Consider the following 19752-nt stretch of genomic DNA (forward strand, 5'->3'; position numbering starts at 1 on the left):
CCCCCCACTCATTTATGATGATACTTGATTGTATTCACGGACATCTATTTTTCCAGTGACAGCTTCATAGATGAGAGATTGGCGGTATTCCTTTAAATTGTTAATTTGTTGTTTAATTTCTATGATTATTTCAGAGATTTTAGTGGTTTTACTCTCTAACAACTCAACAATTTGTTTTTGTTCATTCAAGTGAGGTACCGCCCAAAACTCATTTTCAATATCAGTTCCTACAATACTTGGTAATGCTGTTTTTGTTACATGTAAATTCCACGGAAAGACATTAAACATATAATAAAACCATTTAGGCAACATCCCTTGATAAAACTTTGTAAAATACATTGTATCAACAGTCCAAAATTCCCCTTCGACATAAATGGGCTTGCCTATTGTTCCTTTTCGGCCAAATAAAACTGATTGTCCATTGTATAGAAAATTGTCAGTTTTTTTAAAAACCCCTCCTGATCCAAAAACATTTACTCCTCCTGGATCGTCAACGCCTACCTCACTTTGTATCTCTCTTCCGTTCATGACCTTCAAACATCTTTTTAACTTTATTAAATCCCAATGCTCAGGTATCTCCCCAATCCAATCCACACCAGAATCCTTCATTTTTACATCAGGATTTAACCCTTTTGTTACCGCTTCGCTAATAATTGCTTGCCGTTTTTCCTCAAGTAATGTGATGAGCTTTTCTTTGTCGGTTATGAGTAAGTCTATCTCAGTGGTTTTATTATCCAATAGTTTAACTATTTCCTGTTGTTCACGTAGATCTGGTACGGCCCAAAACTCATTCTCTATATCAGTACCTACAATACTAGGCAATGCAGTTTTTGTCGTATATAAGTCCCAAGGGAACACATTAAACATATAATAAAACCACTTCGGCTGCATTCCTTTATGAAATTTCGTGTAATACATTGTATCCACTGTCCAAAACTTTCCGTCGACGTATAATGGTTTTCCAATAGTTCCTTTTCGACCGAACAAAACTGATTGTCCATTATATAAAAATTGATTAGTTTTTTTAAAAACCCCTCCGGAACCGAAAACATTTATTCCTTCTGAATCGTTAATATCTATTTCATTTCGTATTTCTTTTCCATTCATTATCTTAAAACTTCTTTTTAATTTTATTAAATTCCAATGCTCCGGTATCTGCCCTATCCATTCAACCCCACTATCTTTATACGATGGGTATTTCTTTATTATTTCCATTATCCCATCACCTTCTTCAACTTCTCCAAAATACTCTCTTCCAACTCTTTTATCTCTTCTTTTATCTCTTCTGAACTTCTCAATTTCGTATATTCATAAAAGTGACGTGTAAACGGAATTTCATAACCTACTTTTGTCTTAGATTCATCAACCCAAGCATCTGGAACATGTGGCTTTACTTCTCTTTCAAAGTAATCATGAATAGATTCTTTCAATGGTACAATCTCCGTATCACGTAAGTCCGCATCTGGTTCAGGGGTTCCTTTACTATCTACGCAAATATCAGCTGTATCGTCTTTCTCAGACAACGCAGCTAGAATAGCTTTAAATAAAGGGGCACCAACCTTGATATCGTTTTCTTTAAACTTCTTCTTCAGCTTCTTCGTGAACTCTTCTCTATTTTTATATGTCTCATCCGATTTCATTGCTAGCAAAGCATTCACTATGGCTCTTTGCTGTTGTTTACCTAACTCTATAGCCTCTAAACCAGCCTCGCCTTTTTTCTTAGACTTTGCTAAGTTTGCAAAAGCAGTCTGATTATTTAATTCTTCTACTCTTTCTTCGTTAATCTTGAAGTTTAATCGCAACGGTCTTTCTACTGTAATCTTTTGATAACCAAAGTCTTCATTATCAAAAATCTTTACCTGCTTACCTTCTTTAAAATCTCCATACAATCTAATTATTTCAGCAATGTGCTCCTCCGATAGTTCCTTTCGTTTGCTACCTAAACTCTTTCTCATCTTTTGATAGAACTCTACGGCATTTACAAGTTGAATTTTCCCTTTACGAAATGGACTCTTGTTATTAGTTAGTATCCATACATAAGTTGAAATCCCAGTATTGTAGAAAAGGTCCGTTGGCATAGCAACAATTCCTTCAACCAGATCGTTCTCGATTAAATATCTACGTATTTCAGACTCTCCACTTCCCGCATCACCAGTAAATAAAGGAGACCCATTCATGATAATGGCAAGACGGGATCCCTTTGGATTATCTTCTGTTACGGGTTTCATCTTGGATACAAGATGTTGTAAGAAAAGAAGTTGTCCATCATTTATACGAGGCAGACCTGCTCCGAATCTTCCATTATAACCCTTTTCCTCATATTCAGCCTTCACCGCTTTTTCTGCTGGCTTCCATTCCACTCCATATGGTGGATTAGTTATTAGATAGTCAAAGGTCATTTCAGAGAAGGCATCATTTGATAAGGTGTTCCCAAATCGAATATTTTTGGCTTCCTCGCCCTTAATCAAAACATCAGCCTTACTAATCGCATAGGATTCCTCGTTGAATTCTTGTGCAAAAAATTCTAATTCGGCTGTTGGGTTTAATTCCTTTAAATATTCTTGTGCAACTGAGCCCATACCACCTGTACCTGCACATGAATCGTATAATGTTTGTGTTATCCCTTGTTTCGTTAAGATATCTTCATCATCTAAGAATAATAGATTTACCATCAAACGCACGACCTCACGAGGAGTGTAATGATCACCAGCCTCTGCATGCTCACTGAAACGACGAATTAACTCTTCAAATATGTATCCCATTTCTACATTAGATACAATACTTGGATGTAAGTCTATTTCGCCAAAACGTTTCACAACCAGATAAAGTAAATCATTGCGTTCCATCTTATCTATTTGCTTATCAAAGTCGAAATACTCAATGATGTCTCTTGCTGTCTTAGAAAATCCATTTATATAATCACGCAAGTTATCAGCTATGTTATCTGCATCACTTAGTAATTTTGAAAAATCATAGTTACTTACATTACTAAATCTTTGCTTTGCCACTCGGTTTAGTATTTCATCCCTAGACTCTTCTGGCATGTTTTTAAATTGCTCATATTTGTCTAGTACATCTTCTTTAGTGCTATCCAGCACGCTGTCAAAACGTCTTAATACAGCCATCGGTAAAACTACTTTCCCGTAATCTTCTGGCTTATATGGGCCTCTAAGCAGCTCTGCTATAGACCAAATAAAAGAAACTTTTTCTTGAAAATTTATCATTTGTATACTCCTCGATGTTAATTGCTTCTTAATGAATCCAATACTTTTATACTACCAAATTTTTGAACAAATAATAAGATAGTAAGCGCAATTTACTTATTTAGGAAAGCATAGTTTAATTATAAGTGTCGTTCGTATTGTTTAAAGACTTCTTGTTCATTGAATGTATAGAATTGCTTTAACTTTTCTATATCTGCTTGTAGCATGCAGTCTTTTCGTTCTGCATAAGTACTCCCATATAAGAGGAGAAAAATGTCCACTTTAGATAATTACTTCAACACTATTAACAGAATTACCGCAAATCTATCCACATCACAACAAAAATAGAAGGCTCATTAAACTAAGCCTTCCTTTTCCATCTCTCTCATTCTTCTTTGCAATGTCTTGGGTTTAATACTTAGTATATTGCTGATTTCTTTTTTCTTGATTCCTTCATCCCATAAAGCCTTTATTTCCAGCTTCTCTGCTTCAATTAATGACCTTTTGCTTATAATCGGATTTCCATAAGCTTCTTCTCGATACCGCCTAGACTTATTCACTCTATTTCTCCGCTTTTTCTCTGTACTGCTGATTATAGTCTTTAAATTCAACTTCTCTTCCAGCTCTGGAGTAATGCTAAGCCTCTCCAATATGTTTTTACTCTTGTAAGCATACTGTTTTCTTTCAACATTTCGGGTGTCTTGCTCAATGAGGGGTTCTTTTAAGGGGGATTTAAAGCGGTTGTTAAGATCAAACATCATATCTTTTGCTTCTTCAGACGTGTATCCGGCCATTATAGCTTGCGAGCGAACCGTGAAGCAGAGAAACCTCCTTCCATCTAGGTCGCCATTGAAATAGTCTACAATGCGAAAGAAATCATTTAACCTTTTTATATTTAAGGTATAGGTACCGGGAAGATATCTGATTTTACTTTTTCCTTTCCGTTTAGCCTTCCAATCATAATACCAGTCTGGGAGAGGGTCTAACCACTCCTCTTTTATAGTTTCAATTTCATAACTATATCCAAACATCTCTAACTGAATTTTACTCCCGTCTTTGCTATTGATGCTGCCAGGTATTCTTCCATGGGATGTAATAGGTTGACCTTCTGCTCCATATTGAGACAACCTTTTGGCAAATGTAGCAGATATTCTTGTAGCTACGTTTTTGGAAGAGCTTGAACCCTTTTTCATGTAAAGGTCTTTTATCTTGTATAACAATCGTAGTTGATGTCCATATTCAATTGCGGAAGGGTGGGGAATAGTGTTACCAACTTCTTTTTCGAGGATAAGTTGGGACACTTGCTCAGGAGTTTTTTCTCTGTATCGAGGAATCTTTCGGTAATCCACGTCCACCTGTATTAACGGGATAGAAAACACGCTTTCTTCAGTCGCATTTTTCATTGTTTTAAAGGTTGATAAAGAATACATGAGATCATTGTTTCTTCTAAACCGATGGGAGTGTAGGATAGAGGTTAATTTGACTTTATCTTTTAAAGATTCAGCAGGTTGGAAGTAAGTATCTCCAGTCTCCTTATTCAGCAAATGAACGAAGACACTTGCATCAGTATCAAAAACAGATGAAAAGAATTCAGCCACCTCTGTTAGTCTTTTGTTTCGGGGTTCATATTTAATAGCCTTATCTTTATTGTTCTTTTTCTTCTTAACTCTTGCATCTGATAAATTTAACTTTTGATAAGCATATTCTCGTTGTTGCCAATAACCGAATTTAATTAGGTTACTATCTAAATCTTTTTTTGAGATACTTTTCAATGGTTGTAATAAGTCGTCGATGCTCCTGGGCTCGTAAACGCAGTATACTTTCTTCGTTGTAACATCAAACCTCGGACTCATATTAGGGAACTTCATTAACTTTTCTTTATTTCTTTTAGAGTAATCCGCTATAGCCAGATCAGATTCTGACAATTGGTGTTCATATGACTTTTCCGCTAAGCACATAACATATAAATCCTCTCTTGTTTTTTCATATCATACTCTGAAGAAACAAGCCGTATATATTTTTTTACGTCTTAGCAGGTTCTAGTAATACTTTTTTATAAAGATTGATGGTGTACGAACGTTCTTGTAAAACAACTAATATCCATATTACTTCGCTATCATAAATTTACTCCCGTTTTGTCATTAGTCAAAACGACTAATACTTACACCATCCAAAAACGACAATATTTAAAACTTCTGCCACAAACACCGTCCAAAACAGCAACTTTTTTGTCTATTGTCAAAACGCAGTTTAGTTGTACCGTTCTAAACTGCAGTTTACAAGAAATAAGTCAATCTCAAGAATGCCAATCTTTTTTTGATTTACAGCACCTACAGCTATTACATCATCATAAGCAGTTGGATAGCTATATTCGTTTGTCTCAATGGAGCCATCACCATTGTTACCTGTTCTGGGACATTAAGATTGACCGCTCTGGTAATAGCCTTTTCGAGTTCATATAAGTGGCTCGGAAAACTTAACGACATAGAGATAATGTCTACCTTTTCTCTTTTCTCTATTTGGTCCACCCAAATCTAAAACATAATTAAAATCTTCAATTAGGCTAGATACAGTACCATTAGGATTTTCATTATTGATTTTGAGGAACCCACCCAATTTCTCGGAATCGCATCTTCGGAGACTTTAGATTGACTGCAGCACTTGTGGACCCTGTCATTCATCATGCCCATATCCTAAATTTCACGGGTGACAGTTTTGAATTGCTCATACTCTATCGAGGAAAAACTAAAACTTTGGCTATGTATAATTATGTTGCAATCTTATGTACTTTTATCTTGCAAAATACAGCTCTCTCCTATGTATCCTGTATGGGGTTTAACTTACATGTAATTATTCCATTGGAAATCATAAATTTACTCCCGTTTTGTCATTAGTCAAAACGACTAATACTTATATCATCCAAAAACGGCAATATTCAAAACTTCTGCCACAAACATTGTCCAAAACAGCAACTTTTTTGTCTATTGTCAAAACGCTGTTTAGTTCTACCGTTCTAAACTGCAGTTTACAATTAATTCTGGTCCTGCAACAGCGCATTTCAGAGAAAACAAAATCTCAATCCATTAATCCATGTTAACAAGGACAGTTTCTCCTACTCTCACCAAAAAAATCATATGTTCGATGTAAATTCCCTTAGATTCAATTCGTTCCTCTTGAGTGAGAGTACTAAACCAATTTAATCATCTAGGTTTACTGATCTATTTAATACTATCTCGTCAAATCCTACTTCATTTCATATCACCAAATATATATTCACTAAACAATTCTCCACTAATTGTGTTATGTAAGTCTGCTCCCACCTTCAAATACTAATTAATTTGTTATCAACGTCGCATATGCTCATAAATCACATCTAGGATAAATGAAGCCAGGACTTACTTTTGAACTTTTTGGTTAAAAAGTGCCTCATTTAATCAAACTCTGCTATTGGTATGAGTATTCTTGAATATATTTAACTCAATTGATACCTATCTTAAATCATTTCACTCAAGGGCATCGTTCCTACTATATAAGACTACTAGTTTTATTATATATATTTGTATAGGGTTATGATTCGGGAATCCTGATTTAGTATTGATATTCTTAATTCATCTAACCTCCACTAATTTTCTGTGATACGTAAATTGGTTGAGACAGCTATAGACCAGCTTCTTTGAGTTGCTGCGAAATTATTCTCGATTAAATCCCTTCCTCCTCATAGTTGCATCCTATAGGGTTTTGGCTTCAATCATATTGAAATTCAAGATATTAAAGACCTTGAACGCAACCTTCGCTTATATATTTCCATCACCTTTGTTACTCGTAGCTACGCTTGTAATAACAGGATTTTGATCCGTTTTTGTTATAATGGTGGTATATATCCTAATGTATTATCTATTTATCCTCCAGCAATTTTGTCCTCAAACCAATTCAGATATAAGATAATTTAAATGAAAGTGTGGAAAGAAACGTAACTGAGTTTTGAGGCAATAGGAGCACGATTAAAGCATGTAAATGCTCAACAATTTAAATAGGACGACCATTAAATGTATATTTAAGGTGGTGGTGTATATGATTAATAAAGTAAATACAAAAAGAAAAAGCCTTAACTTACCACTTGCAAAAACATGCGAATCCAACGGTGTAAAAAGACTAAGAAAAGAAAATGCCTTATTGCTGAAAAGGATTCGAGAGCTTCAGTCTGGTCCATTTGGAATACACTCATGGTTTAAAAAATAGCTCACTCATTACTTTAAATGTAATGGAGTTGTTAGGATACAAAGAAGAGCAATCCAATTGGGATTGCTCTTCGCTAACCTTCATCTTTATTACTATAAGGCTATGTGGCTTTCGTAACTCATGTCGCCTACTTATTCCTCTTTACCAACAGATAAATTCCCACTCCAAAGGTTGCGATTCCAGGAATTATATAAAAGACAGATAACCCATAAAAACCAGTTATAGCCGTAACAATTAATAAAAGACTTGCAATCAATGGACGTTTCTTCATTAACGAAGCTCCAATAATAGCACCAATGCCACTAACCATGCCTACCATTCCATCGTTTCCAAAACCATAAGAATCATCAACAACTGCAAACAACTGCGCCAATAAAGATATTAAAAATCCTAAAACACCGCCAGTTATAGCTACTATTTTATATTAATTTATCTCCTTTTGTTTTCTAAGAAAAAAGAAAACCTAGCAAGAAAAATATATCAAAACTTAAAAGTGACCAAGAAACTCCTCTTTAAAGCCCACAAGCGATAGAGAATTAAAAGGCTCATCATCATTACTCATTCTTTGACACTTTCTAGTAAATAACTAAATTCTAATTCACATATGAGCAATACCAAAACCTAATGTAAACACAATAAATATTGATAATATTGCGCCATAAAAACTGAGCAAGATTATTCTTGGTCGTCCTTCACTAAATATGGCTGATAAAATCGCAAGTGATGCACCAAACATTAAAAATAACATTCCTATAATTCCTGGCAATTTATAGACCACTGCAAGTTGAAATAAAGTAATAGTTAATATGAGCATAGCGACAGAGACAATCCATAAATATCCTCTCAATGTGAATCCTCCCTATAATTCCTTTTCTTTCCATTATATTACCGTATGCTTTAAATTTATTGGGATTACCTTGTTAAACAATTAAAAGCACTCATATTGTGATCAATAGAAAATCCAAGGTTTCCAAGTAAGATAGTGCATTGAGGGATATTTCGCATTCGTTAAAACACCATTATTTAACGTATAAGTAAATCTTTTTGTTGGTGTTTGATAAGAAGACCAATCCGTTTTACTGATTAAATGCACCTACCGCTATTACATCTTCATAAGCAGCGGGATAACTATTTTCGTTTGTTTCTAATAATCCACTCCCCACAACTATAACTTTCAAATCAAGGATATGCTCTTCATGTATAATACCTAAAAAATATTTTGTTATATACTTGTATAGGGTTATGATTCGGGAATCCTGATTCAAATAAATAGAAAAGGCTGCGCACTTTGCGTCACAGCCTTTTTGGTGCAATTAATCTGTAATTTTTTTCAATGCTTCTTTATTCCGAATAACAGCCTTTAAATATTTTTCTGCCTCTTGTTCCATGCCAAAACCATTTAGTAAGATGTTCAGTTTTGTAGTCAATTCACATCCTCTATACCCTTTTACTAAGCGAAATATATAACTAGGGGACAGATTTGTTCTTTCCGATATTTCATGCAAACTATAACCTCGTTTTTTCTTTAAAATTTCAACTAATTCTCCAAATCGTTCATCAATCATCTGGACTATATCAACCTCTGCGTGTCCCATTCTTTCCCTCCTAAGAATTGCAATTATGCAATACCTGTCTTTTAATACCTCTTATACTAAGCAATACAAATAAAATAATTACTCATTGAGAGGTTTAATTAATAGGAGAGGGCGTACTTTTTAAAAACAGGATTCCCGAATCATAACCCTATATAAATTATTTACTAAATTTTGCTACCAGCTTCTAATAAAAGCTCCCCATGAGTTTGATAATACACATAGACTAAAGAGCTAGAACAGCCTGCTACAATTTGCTATTATTATTTTACTAATCGCCGCATATATTAAGGAAACCTTTGCTTTTACATTAACTTTCCCCAGCAATATATACCCTCTGCCATCAGGTATACTACCTCTGTTCCGAAACGATTTGTAACAAGAATTCTTCAAAATGCTCATCGTCAAGATAATATAAATCAATAAATGAGAACGGCTGCTTATCTCCTTTTGCTAAGATCTCTACTCCTTCTCTTTTTCCAAAACTGTTATTTCTTGAGGAATACTCATGCTCCAACCAATCCAGCAATTGAAAGAAGCGCATTGTAGGATGATGTTGCCAAACCTCATGAATCAGATCTAATACCTTACTTTCCATATCTTCACCCCCTCTTCTTCCCTTAGTAATAACCACTCTTTTTTGCCGTATCCTTTCGCCAAATGACAGCTCATTTGCTAATTAAGTATCAGAGCATTGTTTCTATTTTAGCTATCAGTAGTCTCGGATAAAATTTAATATTTTGATCAAATACTCTACATTTTTAACGACCGTCAATTTTGTATACATTTTTGCACATGGTTGCTGTTCCCAAGGGGATAGTAAGCGATATCATGTATACATTAAGCGTAATTTTCATACAGAAAACATAGTAAAAAACGAAGAGAATGTATACATTTCTACTTCTATCTTGCTAAATAACATCTCCTTATGGCTTTATATCCATTTCAACCCATTATATAATATCTGTAAGAGGTGATTGACAATGAAAAGATACAAAAAAGCAGCTGTAATTATCCCAGTTGATCACCGCATAAAACAAGGTACGGATAGGCATAAACAACGCACAGATGTCCAAATCCCAAAGATCACTCCCTCTCTCTCCACGATTAAACTTCGTAAAGATAACGAAAGGCTAATTCAGTATTGCGAGATACTAGAAGACGGCCCCTTTAAGATCAAAAAGTTTTTTAAAAGCCTCCTTAGCCAATTTAAATAGAAAATTAATCCAAGTGGTTTATGCTAATGCTCTCTTCGACTACCTAATCCAACTGATTAACCTATACACACGACTTTTTAACTTCTTATTTAGAAAGATAAGCAATATCATAAAATTAAATCAAGGAGAGACAAAATGCCCATTGGAAAAGAAATAAGACAAAATATAATTAAAAGCGCCAAGAAGTCTAAAGCTCGACACGAAAAGTTCAAAGAAAGCCTTAATAGCTTCTATCTTAATAACAAAGAAGAAGAATATCAAAAACTACAAGAAGAGTTCAAGAAATTATTAAAGGGCTCCGAAGAAGATCTTGCTGATAAATATCCTTCCCCTTAATATAATATATAGTTTTTAACTTTTTGGTTTAAAAGTCCATCAATCCCATAAACAAAAGAAATGCTCATGGATTTTATTCAGAAACAGATGCAGTAAAAACTCGGTTTAAGTATCCCTTCAACATATGTGTCAAACTGGAAATTAAAAGACTTCCATTAAACGATTGCATTTGGCATAAGTAGAAAAGCCTCAATAGCAATGTGGATGAGTTCGATATATTATTATTGGAATTAGAAAAAGGAACTAGTACTCATAGCCAGTTCCTCCTTCTTCATTCCATATTGTGGTCTTCATAAGTAACCGATATCTGCTGCTCTTTCATTTCTGCTACTTGCTCATTAAATGTAGTTACAGCTTTGTTTATTTTCCTGGTAACATCTTCACATAGTCCTTCATCATGATTCATCCGATTTGCCGTTTCTTTCTTCATCGCATCAATGATTTTACCTTTTTGATCTTCACTAATGATTATCTTATTAACATAGGAGTAGAACCGTTCATCATTTTCTCTAATCCCATCAATCGGAGCCTTTAGAGCCTTTTTCTTGTCGGAGTAATCCTTGTTAGGAATTAGCTGTTCGGTAACTCGGAATGTACGTTGCTGTCCCATTTAGAACCTCCTGGAAAAATCGAATAGCCTGGATACATTGTCCTCTTCGTCAAATAAACCCTCGATGGCTTTTCGGTACTTTTCGATATATAGCTTGCCGCTCTCAACCGATTTCTTCAGCGCATGGATTTCCTCATCAAAATCCCTATTCTCTAATAGGTAAAAGACTTCATGTACTTTAATGGACTTCATTTCTTTATTAAATGTTGGTAAATGTCCATGTTTGGCTAATAAGTCACGGTAACTACTTGGACTTGATTCCATACGATCGATCTCGTCCTGTACTTTCCGCTTTTCATCCTTATAACTATCATCCAATTCCTCTTTTACCGCCTGTTCGAAATTCCGTATCTTGGTTTCTTTTTCTTCTAGGATGGGGAGGGTCTCTCGATACATGCGGAGTGCTGCGGAGATGTTTACTTTGATAGGGTCGCCATTGGTTGCTGTGTAGACCATATCTGTTCCGAAATAACTCTTTTTTCCGTCGGACATTGCAGCAAGTAGTTCTGGTATACTATGGCTATGTGCTATATTATTGAGGCTATCAAAAAAACCGCTTTCCTTCATTCGTTCTAGTGATGAAGCCAGAGACGATTTCATCCATAACAGACTTCCACCGAATGAGACAGTAGAAATATCTTGCATAAATTGAAACCCAGATAATTTAGCATTCGTATTTAATCCATCCTCAATTGTTGAGAGGTGTGACTCTATCAGTTCCAGTTCTTCAATCATCGTATCTTTTTCTTTAACTGAAATATAACCAGCTTCTTGTAAACGCCCAAAAATTATGTCTTTATTATCCAAAACGACCCTTACCTTACCAAGTATAGGCGGAACACTCTCATTTAGAGCTTTAACCGTTTCATCAAATTCTCCTTGGTTAAACGTATACCAACTCAAGAAACTCCCTAAGCCGTTTACATCCTTCAGATAGTCCATATTCACTCCAAAGAGCTGATTAGCAACTGCTTTTGTACCGCCTGCATTATCAGCTTGGGCATAAGCTATAGCTAAATCTTGAACATCCTTTATAACATTCTGTGGGATGTCCTTGGCTAATTCTCCAATGCCTGGAACATTAGGGTTAGTATCAATGACTTCAACTTGTCCAAATTCCACTATTCCAGGAACGGAAGGGGTTAAACCGTTTAAAGGGTCATCTGATGATATAGTTTGATGGATGTTACCAGATTTGTCTTTGAAATAGTCTTTCGTAAAGCTCTCAAACTCTTCGACTGGTACCAATTTTCGAAGATCTTCTTTACTTCTAATGTTAAATTCATTTAAAACTGCTTTCCTGAAATTACGATTCATACTATAAATTTGATAAGCATTAACTTGGGCGCCGTTTATTCCATAGACTTCATCAAATGAGTCATAACCCAAATAGGCTTGGGCATTGTTGTGATGCCCCAAAGAATGGCCCCACGATATAATTTTTGTTTTATTATCCACGACAAGTTTCTTTTTCGCTTCTTTTACAAATTCGTTTGTTGCCCTTGGTTGATCAATAGATTCACCACCAAGAGGTCCTTTTGCGTTAAAACCCCAATCCGGACCATTGGTAGTACCTTGGGAAATAATATACAATTCTTCCCTTTTTCCTTCATTAAGATAGATAGCCGTTCCGTCATAACCAGTAGGGCCAATTAGGTCATTATCAGTATCAGATGAATGGATTATTTTAATTTCTGCATTTAAGAGTGTACCTGTTTCCTCTAAGTAAACCTGCCGTATTGTTGACTCCAAGTTCTTAGTAGACATATTTTTATATTCTTCATTGGTTAATCGCATCGCAATTGACTTATAATCAAGTATGTTATCAGCCATTGAAGTCACTTACCTTTATTGTCTTTAAATTTTATAGATTTCATAACTGCCGTTACTTTCTTTCTTTCATCTTCTTTCAGAGAATTACACTGTTGCGCTTCTATGTCATTCCTGCAAATTATTTCTGTAAAAACCTGTATTTCCTGCTTATCATCATTCCATATTAAAGCTGCCAATGATAGAGAAGAATCGTCAGATTCCACTTCTGCAACTTCCATATACTGTCCTTCATTATCTGTATCTACCGATTTAAAATCTAACTCTATACCAGCACTCTTATTCATAACGTCTTTACTAGATTCAACATCGGACATGGAACTCAGGTAATGAATTGTGTACTCATCCATAACCTCTGCATTATTGTCATCGTAATAAAAGATAAGAGATTCTGAATTTGCCTCATTGCCTACTATGCTTGTTTCATCTACTACCATTTCTTCAGGAAAATCAAAAGTGAACGAATTTGAACCGGAAATGAATGGGTAATAACCCTCTCTAACTGGTTCGGTAGATTCCAGGTAATCTCTTGTAATTTCATCCTGGAATGCAGGTACATCCGGTAAGTCATTCGGATCCATGTCAGAAGGGGAGAGCGACTCTTTTCCATTTCTCATATTACATCCTCCTAAAATCAGTATTGTAAGTATCAGAATGATTACTAATTTATATTTCACGCAGCGTTACCCCCATAAGGTTTGGATTGTTGCTGTAGTCCATAAAAATTATACAAAACACATCCAATCATTCCCAGTGTTTGTATGGGACTTTTCCAAAAACGGTTCTTTAGTCTTGGGGATATGTGCCAGTATGATGTTCCTGACAATAATGCTATTATCCTTTTTCGTCCTCGTTTAATGGAATAATATTGCCATTATGGTACTCCTTTACCAACTTGTCATCCTTTTCGTATACGATATAAGTATTATTCTTTTTTGCCTGTTCCATGGCCACTTCTCCGGTTCGTTTTATGTACTCATCCATCCACGCATACTTCCTCTTTGGTTGACTGTTTTTATTATCCTATCGGTTCTTATTAACGTTATTGCCATTTCTGATAACTTATCTTGATATCTTCAGAGACGCTCAGAGGCTTCTCATGCAACTTTTACATTGCTCTTCCCCCTCCTTGATAGCCCAATAGGCTTTCTACTACCATTGTGAGCTGCTTTATAGAAAGGGTTATACCTCTTTTCATCTGAAATTAGAAAGCTGACAATCGGATCTATGTCCAGATTAGAATGAGAGAATAATTCCATCTTTTTATTTATTCTCTTAGCAATATCATTAATATTTGGAAACTTCTCGAGTAGCATGCCCTCTTCATACAATAAGTCGTAGCTACCCGCCACTTGATAAGGCTGTGAGCTTAGCTGAGTTGCTGGGTGTGGTGTTGGAAGACATATACACAACAAAGGAAGGCAATAAGTAGCTATCGCCTTCCTTTGTTTGTTTTTCTTCCGTGTATGTTTTTAGGTTTAGGAGTTCGAATAGTAGAAGGATCCCGACCATTTTTTATTAATTTATGTCTTAAAATTCGTTCTATCTCCTCAACGTGGGAGTAATCATCTTCACTGAGATAAATAAATCTATAACAACTTTTAATTTGGAAGAAGTTTATTTGCTTTACTTCAATTTCCCCTATATCAATCTTCCTATTTCTGACTCTCTTAAACCATGAAGTTGCAAACCCTTTTTGTACTAAGCACAAAGAATACTTTGGACTAAGCGGGAAATGGATCTCATCACTTAACGTAGCCATATTTTGAAATCGCTTATCTCCGTTAAACCTAGCCTGTATCTGATCTAAAGATTGTTTTTGAGCAAAAGGATGATCTGAAGTACATAAAGGAAGACTTGATGTATTCTTAAATACCACCCAATAAAAGTTTTTAAGGAGATTTTCCTTCACAAACTTTTGTAATGGGTGCCCCGCAATCAACATAGTATGTGCTACTAATGGTGATAGTCCGATTTGAAAAGGCTCATATAGATTTATCCCCGTCCCCAATCTATAGCTTTCCTCTCTAAATCGTTTAGTGCGCAGATACTGATATGCCAAGAAGTTAGCAATAACTTCTTTATCTTTATAACTAAGTTTAAAAAAATGATGTTTTTCTACCCTTTCCATGAAATGAGGGTAAAATGAAGAGAATTCATCTTCATAGAATTGATTAATCTGGGTTTCAACTGTTTGTACCCTTCCTGGTAACAAATCATAAAAGTACCTTTCACTTGCAGCTGCTTTTGGATTCAGAGGGAAAGAACTAAGAAATATTTTATCATATGCATGCAATTGACCTGATTGGTCGACAAATTTCTCAAGATAAAACCTAGGTACATAGTGCTGTAACTTAACGATCTGCCCCATGAAACTTCACCTTCTTTTCTAATTTCACAATTCGATATATTCACCCAATATTCCTTCTAGAATTTTAGAAATTATATCACACCTTTTATTCTTTGGATGCGATTATAGAGGTAAAAGGAGGAGATATTATGTTAAGACCAATCAGAATTGAATTGTATGGAGAGTATGTTGGCAAGAATGGATATTTCGCAGGAAGCTTTACTAGCTTTTGTGGATAGTGAAGATGATGATCATAAAGTAATGCCTGAGCTGACAACGCAGCATCCGAAGCTTGCACAGTTCACGCAGGATGAAATTGAGTCATTTGAATTTATTTATCAAAAGGATATGGCAGCAGTACATGGAATTGAAAAAAAACCTCCAATTAATAGACTAAACTAGTCAAATGGGACATAAAAAACACCCTTCAAGTGATACACTAAGAATAAGTGTACATTTGGAGGGTATTTTTATGGAGAAAAATAGATATTCGGCAGAAACGAAATAGGCAGTGGTAAAAGATAAATTAAGTGGTCAGTATACCAACCAACAATTAATGGAGAAGCATGGGATTAAAAATGTCTCGCAGATTAAGACGTGGATGAAATGGTATCGGGATAATCAGATGCATCGATTTGATCAGCCGATTGGAAAGCAATACAGCTACGGCTACGGACCGGAATATGCTTCTAAAGAGGAAAGAACGAACAGACAAATCGAGCACTTAAAAGTAGAAAATGAAATTCTAAAAAAGTACTTGGAGATAGAAAAGGAGTTGAAAAAGAGATGGAAATCGCAGGGGGAGTCTGTCATCATCGCCCCGAACCTTCTGAATCGGGACTTCACGGCTATGCACCCTAATACAAAATGGGGCACAGATATAACATATATCCAATACGGACCAAGAACGTTGTATCTCTCTACCATCATGGACTTATACAACAATGAAATCGTCGCATACAGTTTGGATAATCATCAACAGATATCACTTGTCCTGAATACATTGAGAAAAGCCGTAGTGAGCCGAAATAATCCAGAAGGCTTTATTGTACATTCCGATCAGGGAAGTGTGTACACGTCTTATGGTTATCAACAAGAGTTAGCAGAACGAAGACTAACCAGCAGCATGTCAAGGAGAGGAAATTGTTGGGATAATACGGTAATTGAATCGTTCCATTCGAGTTTAAAGTCTGAGGAGTTTATGTACACAAGATTCAATTCCACAACAGAGAAAGAAGTTATCGAACGGATTCACCGATACATGAAGTATTATAATGAAGAGCGTATCCAAAAAAAAATTAGGCTGCCATGCACCAAAGGAATATGGTAGCATGGCAGCCTAATAAGGGTGTTTTGTTTGTGCCTCACATCGCTAGGTCAGTCTAAGGACTTTTAAATTAGAAAGCTTTTGTTGCCACATAAACTCGCCAACTCTGCATTTAGAGTCAAAGTCTGTGGAATTACAAGGAGAAACCACTATGTTACCTTGTAATTCTCAAATTGATTTATCTGTTTTTTAGTGTGATAATCAGTGACCCTATTGAGACAATAATTGCTAAAACAGAAATCACAATAGTCCATGCTGCCATAGCTATTACTCCTTTCATATACTTTCATTTAATTACCTGCCTCTATAGTTTCTCCTATCACCCCCTTTATTTCCATCTTCTACTTTGCTTCTTGTATCTCTCTTTTGACACCCATTGACTATTGTCAAAATAAAAAATGCCCGCATCCTATTGTTAGAATGCGAGCTAATGTGGTGCTATTATTTTGGTTCTTGTCTTTATTCTCTTCTGCATTTATTCTCTATCCTTCCTTTGATATTTTCACCCATTTGAACGATCTTTCATTTAAGCTTACACGAGCTTCATACAAACAATAAAGTGCCCAGCAAGTGCCCTATTTATTTCTATCCTTGCCTTATTAAATCTATTTAATTCTTCTTCAAACGTACTCCGCTTCCTGGCCTGTTCAGGAGTAATTCTAAAGTAACTCTTTGGAATTCTCCAACCCCACTTCCTAACGCAACAGCATCCGGATACTTCCCTTTCTTACACCAATTTCGAATAGTTTGATCTTTAACACCCATAATCTCAGCTGCTTCAAGAGTATTATAGCTAGAGACATGCTTCAGCTTTTCTTTATTCTCTTTTACCAATATAAAATAAATGAAATTTGTTAAAATATCTTTTTATTACGATTCGAGAAATTGTTCTAGTTCTTTCCGACTCAAGTTTTTTGGTTCTACACCTTTTTGTTTACAATAATTTGACAGATCCCTAACTTTCACTCTTGGCTTTTGTAAATCTGTTGGAATAGTATAGATACCATCAGGAAATGCATCATCAAATTCCTTAATATCCTTAATCAGTTTCTTGTCTATTTTCATTTCCTCCTATCTTTTACACTATAATGAAATTCACTTAATATCTCTGCTGCTTTGAGTGTGTTATAGCTAGGCATCGTACTCTAAATACGTTTCATGTTTTTTTCATATGAACGCTCCTCCTACTATGCCATTGGATATTACACTCATATCCTTCTATTACCAATCACTAACAGTACATAAATTTCTCTTGAACAGTTTTATTACAATTAGTGCGCTTCCCCCCATGTTACTCTCAACTATACAGCACCGACTAATTTACAATAAACATTGTCTTTTTAGCAGAGCGAACGGGAAAGCGGTAGGCAGATAATAATTGAATTCTTAATTATTCGTCGTCAAAAATACATCGTAGCTTCTTCCTACATCTTCTACTTTGTGAGCATCGGATCAATATTCAAATTGTATGCCTAATTTATCTGCTTGATACACAATCCAATCCGAAGGATAAGGTTCGTTACAATATGCTTTATAAAGACCTGCAACGTTATAGTCTATTTTCTTATTTTTGCTTTTAATTAATCGTAATGAAGATAAAATCTCATTTTCTACAGCTTGCGTCAATTTTGTTTCTTCATTTTTTAAGAAATAATGTTGAAATTTTTGACACAATGATATATGTCCAATTTTTCGAGGTGTATACCTTCCGTAATCTGTAGAAATCCCTTCTTTTAGTACTCTATAATACTCTAATTGTACTTTTTCAAAACTTTTGTAGAAATCTAGCAAACCTTCTTTGAAATCTTCAGGATTTAAATCTACGCAACGCCAGCCTCTATTTCCCTTCAAAAAATGGATAGATAGTATAGATTCATCTAAATATTCACCATATTCATTTAGAATATCCCTAGTCCATGAAATATGATTCGGTAAAAAATCTAATTCAAGCCCAACTTTTATATCTATTTGATCTTTATATTTCTCTTTAAGTCTGTGCATTTCTTTAAAATATTTATCTAAATCCTGTTCTTCCATTGCTAACAAGTTTATTATAGCATCGTCATAAGGCAGTGATTGCTTAAATGAATCTGGAAGTGGTGAATGTTCAGTTAAGGAATAACTATCAAAGTTAAGTGTTCTATAGCTCTTTTAATAAAATCCTCAGCATTTTCACCAGAGCCGTGAGGACAAAATTGAGTATGTGTATGACCGTCTTTTTTCAATTTGGTTTCTCCTTTCATTCCAAGATCATCTTCATTTCTATTAAAGATCAATCTTTTGCAATACATAGAAGATTTTACCACAGATGTTTTTTACACTATAGGCATTAATTATAATTTATTAATCCCGATTTCTTTCTCTAAACCTCACTCTTTCCTCTACTATATATCCCTGCCAAAAAGTCGGTACCCAACCCCAAATCTCCCCAATCCCTTGTCTCCCAAGGCTTCCGCCCTCTTATCTCCCACTTTCTCTTCCATCCATTATGTTATTAAGTACTTCCCCAAAACACCTGATTTTCCTCCCTTTTTTCCGTTCTGGGTTGTATCGAATTTTCGGACAATGTTATTAAGTTGGTATCGATAATGGAATGAGGAGATAGGAGAAAAGATTGAAATATAACGTTTTTGGGATCGCATAGAAACAAGAAAAACAAAAGAGGAAATAAGGCTCGAATATAGGATTAAACCACAGAGAAGCCCACCATTGAGCTATTTCGAGCTTATAAGGGGCTAACTCATAGAAATTCTGCAGCTACACAATTAAGCGAAATATAACAGATTTGGGATGATGTTATATTCCATGCTTTCACTCAATTTCTTATTGGTTTCACCAAAACAAAAAGGGGTATAAACCGCTTGGTTGAGCCATTTCTTATTTCTATGATCTTCTCTGAAAGGAATGATCCCTGGTACAAATTTGAGTTAAATGTAACAATTTTGGGACATGATGGAGAGAAAAAATAAGGAAAAGAAGAGATAATCCTACGGATTCCTAAGGACAACAAAAGCAAAAAGAAACCCGGAAAGCTACTGAAATCGTATA

At 35.2% G+C, this 19752-nt stretch carries 16 protein-coding genes and 3 pseudogenes; 5 read left to right on the forward strand and 14 right to left on the reverse strand.

The window, feature by feature from the left end; all coding sequences use genetic code 11:
• Nucleotides 1-12: 12 nt before the first annotated feature.
• The 3 genes from B1K52_RS04535 to B1K52_RS04545 all read right to left on the reverse strand — a co-directional run bounded on the left by B1K52_RS04535 (nt 13) and on the right by B1K52_RS04545 (nt 5161).
• Nucleotides 13-1215, reverse strand: a complete 1203-nt coding sequence (locus B1K52_RS04535; protein WP_077305736.1) for a restriction endonuclease subunit S — start codon at nt 1213-1215, stop codon at nt 13-15.
• Nucleotides 1215-3224: a type I restriction-modification system subunit M gene (locus tag B1K52_RS04540; protein WP_077305738.1), complete on the reverse strand. Its 2010-nt coding sequence runs from the start codon at nt 3222-3224 to the stop codon at nt 1215-1217. Before B1K52_RS04540 ends, B1K52_RS04535 begins: the two co-directional genes overlap by 1 nt.
• A gap of 335 nt (nt 3225-3559) precedes the next feature.
• On the reverse strand, nt 3560-5161 hold the full coding sequence (locus B1K52_RS04545) for a winged helix-turn-helix domain-containing protein (RefSeq protein ID WP_077305740.1): 1602 nt from the start codon (nt 5159-5161) through the stop codon (nt 3560-3562).
• Between the two features lie 666 nt (nt 5162-5827).
• Between B1K52_RS04545 and B1K52_RS18195 the strand changes: the two are divergent.
• Nucleotides 5828-5926: pseudogene (locus B1K52_RS18195) on the forward strand (ATP-binding protein); the annotation flags it as partial.
• 1348 nt (nt 5927-7274) lie between these two features.
• On the forward strand, nt 7275-7442 hold the full coding sequence (locus B1K52_RS17850) for a hypothetical protein (protein WP_179106466.1): 168 nt from the start codon (nt 7275-7277) through the stop codon (nt 7440-7442).
• A gap of 127 nt (nt 7443-7569) precedes the next feature.
• On the opposite strand, the gene B1K52_RS04555 is transcribed toward B1K52_RS17850, so the two are convergent.
• The 4 genes from B1K52_RS04555 to B1K52_RS04575 form a co-directional block, all read right to left on the reverse strand.
• A complete protein-coding gene (locus B1K52_RS04555) occupies nt 7570-7815 on the reverse strand; it encodes a hypothetical protein (protein WP_077305742.1) in 246 nt (81 codons plus the stop codon).
• A gap of 225 nt (nt 7816-8040) precedes the next feature.
• A complete protein-coding gene (locus B1K52_RS04560) occupies nt 8041-8289 on the reverse strand; it encodes a hypothetical protein (RefSeq protein ID WP_077305744.1) in 249 nt (82 codons plus the stop codon).
• A gap of 466 nt (nt 8290-8755) precedes the next feature.
• Entirely contained in the window at nt 8756-9037 is a 282-nt protein-coding gene (locus B1K52_RS04570) for a helix-turn-helix domain-containing protein (protein ID WP_077305748.1), read from the reverse strand.
• 349 nt (nt 9038-9386) lie between these two features.
• Nucleotides 9387-9632 carry a hypothetical protein gene (locus tag B1K52_RS04575; RefSeq protein WP_077305750.1) on the reverse strand — a complete coding sequence of 82 codons (246 nt, stop codon included), beginning with the start codon at nt 9630-9632 and terminating at the stop codon, nt 9387-9389.
• Between the two features lie 754 nt (nt 9633-10386).
• Between B1K52_RS04575 and B1K52_RS04585 the strand changes: the two genes are divergently transcribed.
• A complete protein-coding gene (locus B1K52_RS04585; RefSeq protein WP_077305754.1) occupies nt 10387-10587 on the forward strand; it encodes a hypothetical protein in 201 nt (66 codons plus the stop codon).
• Nucleotides 10588-10858: 271 nt separating this feature from the next.
• Here B1K52_RS04585 and B1K52_RS04590 read toward each other — a convergent pair whose 3' ends face one another.
• The 5 genes from B1K52_RS04590 to B1K52_RS04610 all read right to left on the reverse strand — a co-directional run bounded on the left by B1K52_RS04590 (nt 10859) and on the right by B1K52_RS04610 (nt 15398).
• Nucleotides 10859-11197: a hypothetical protein gene (locus B1K52_RS04590; protein ID WP_077305756.1), complete on the reverse strand. Its 339-nt coding sequence runs from the start codon at nt 11195-11197 to the stop codon at nt 10859-10861.
• Nucleotides 11198-13030, reverse strand: coding sequence for a DUF6792 domain-containing protein (locus B1K52_RS04595; RefSeq protein WP_077305758.1), 1833 nt, complete (start codon nt 13028-13030; stop codon nt 11198-11200).
• A gap of 5 nt (nt 13031-13035) precedes the next feature.
• Nucleotides 13036-13644 (reverse strand): hypothetical protein, encoded by a 609-nt coding sequence (locus B1K52_RS04600; RefSeq protein ID WP_077305760.1) that lies wholly within the window; start codon nt 13642-13644, stop codon nt 13036-13038.
• A 217-nt stretch (nt 13645-13861) separates the two neighbouring features.
• A complete protein-coding gene (locus tag B1K52_RS17855) occupies nt 13862-14011 on the reverse strand; it encodes a hypothetical protein (RefSeq protein WP_179106467.1) in 150 nt (49 codons plus the stop codon).
• 448 nt (nt 14012-14459) lie between these two features.
• Entirely contained in the window at nt 14460-15398 is a 939-nt protein-coding gene (locus B1K52_RS04610) for a DUF4238 domain-containing protein (protein WP_077305764.1), read from the reverse strand.
• A gap of 168 nt (nt 15399-15566) precedes the next feature.
• On the opposite strand from B1K52_RS04610, the gene B1K52_RS04615 reads away from it, so the two are divergent.
• Together B1K52_RS04615 and B1K52_RS04620 are read left to right on the forward strand one after the other, a co-directional pair.
• Entirely contained in the window at nt 15567-15779 is a 213-nt protein-coding gene (locus B1K52_RS04615) for a hypothetical protein (protein WP_179106468.1), read from the forward strand.
• Nucleotides 15780-15888: 109 nt separating this feature from the next.
• Nucleotides 15889-16720: pseudogene (locus B1K52_RS04620) on the forward strand (IS3 family transposase).
• Nucleotides 16721-17574: 854 nt separating this feature from the next.
• Here the strand turns inward: B1K52_RS04620 and B1K52_RS04625 are convergent.
• Both B1K52_RS04625 and hisJ read right to left on the reverse strand, forming a co-directional pair.
• Nucleotides 17575-17769, reverse strand: a complete 195-nt coding sequence (locus B1K52_RS04625; protein WP_077305768.1) for a hypothetical protein — start codon at nt 17767-17769, stop codon at nt 17575-17577.
• A gap of 387 nt (nt 17770-18156) precedes the next feature.
• A pseudogene (gene hisJ / locus B1K52_RS04630) lies at nt 18157-18783 on the reverse strand (histidinol-phosphatase HisJ); the annotation flags it as partial.
• Nucleotides 18784-19752 lie beyond the last annotated feature (969 nt).

Source organism: Terribacillus halophilus (assembly GCF_900162685.1).
GTDB lineage: Bacteria > Bacillota > Bacilli > Bacillales > Amphibacillaceae > Terribacillus > Terribacillus halophilus_A.

Bases quoted from the DNA above. Each gene is read 5' to 3' on its own strand.
- B1K52_RS04535 (WP_077305736.1), bottom strand. From the start codon at position 1,215: ATGGAAATAATAAAGAAATACCCATCGTATAAAGATAGTGGGGTTGAA.
- B1K52_RS04540 (WP_077305738.1), bottom strand. From the start codon at position 3,224: ATGATAAATTTTCAAGAAAAAGTTTCTTTTATTTGGTCTATAGCAGAG.
- B1K52_RS04545 (WP_077305740.1), bottom strand. From the start codon at position 5,161: ATGTGCTTAGCGGAAAAGTCATATGAACACCAATTGTCAGAATCTGAT.
- B1K52_RS17850 (WP_179106466.1), top strand. From the start codon at position 7,275: ATGATTAATAAAGTAAATACAAAAAGAAAAAGCCTTAACTTACCACTT.
- B1K52_RS04570 (WP_077305748.1), bottom strand. From the start codon at position 9,037: ATGGGACACGCAGAGGTTGATATAGTCCAGATGATTGATGAACGATTT.
- B1K52_RS04575 (WP_077305750.1), bottom strand. From the start codon at position 9,632: ATGGAAAGTAAGGTATTAGATCTGATTCATGAGGTTTGGCAACATCAT.
- B1K52_RS04585 (WP_077305754.1), top strand. From the start codon at position 10,387: ATGCCCATTGGAAAAGAAATAAGACAAAATATAATTAAAAGCGCCAAG.
- B1K52_RS04590 (WP_077305756.1), bottom strand. From the start codon at position 11,197: ATGGGACAGCAACGTACATTCCGAGTTACCGAACAGCTAATTCCTAAC.
- B1K52_RS04595 (WP_077305758.1), bottom strand. From the start codon at position 13,030: ATGGCTGATAACATACTTGATTATAAGTCAATTGCGATGCGATTAACC.
- B1K52_RS04600 (WP_077305760.1), bottom strand. From the start codon at position 13,644: ATGAGAAATGGAAAAGAGTCGCTCTCCCCTTCTGACATGGATCCGAAT.
- B1K52_RS17855 (WP_179106467.1), bottom strand. From the start codon at position 14,011: ATGGATGAGTACATAAAACGAACCGGAGAAGTGGCCATGGAACAGGCA.
- B1K52_RS04610 (WP_077305764.1), bottom strand. From the start codon at position 15,398: ATGGGGCAGATCGTTAAGTTACAGCACTATGTACCTAGGTTTTATCTT.
- B1K52_RS04625 (WP_077305768.1), bottom strand. From the start codon at position 17,769: ATGAAAATAGACAAGAAACTGATTAAGGATATTAAGGAATTTGATGAT.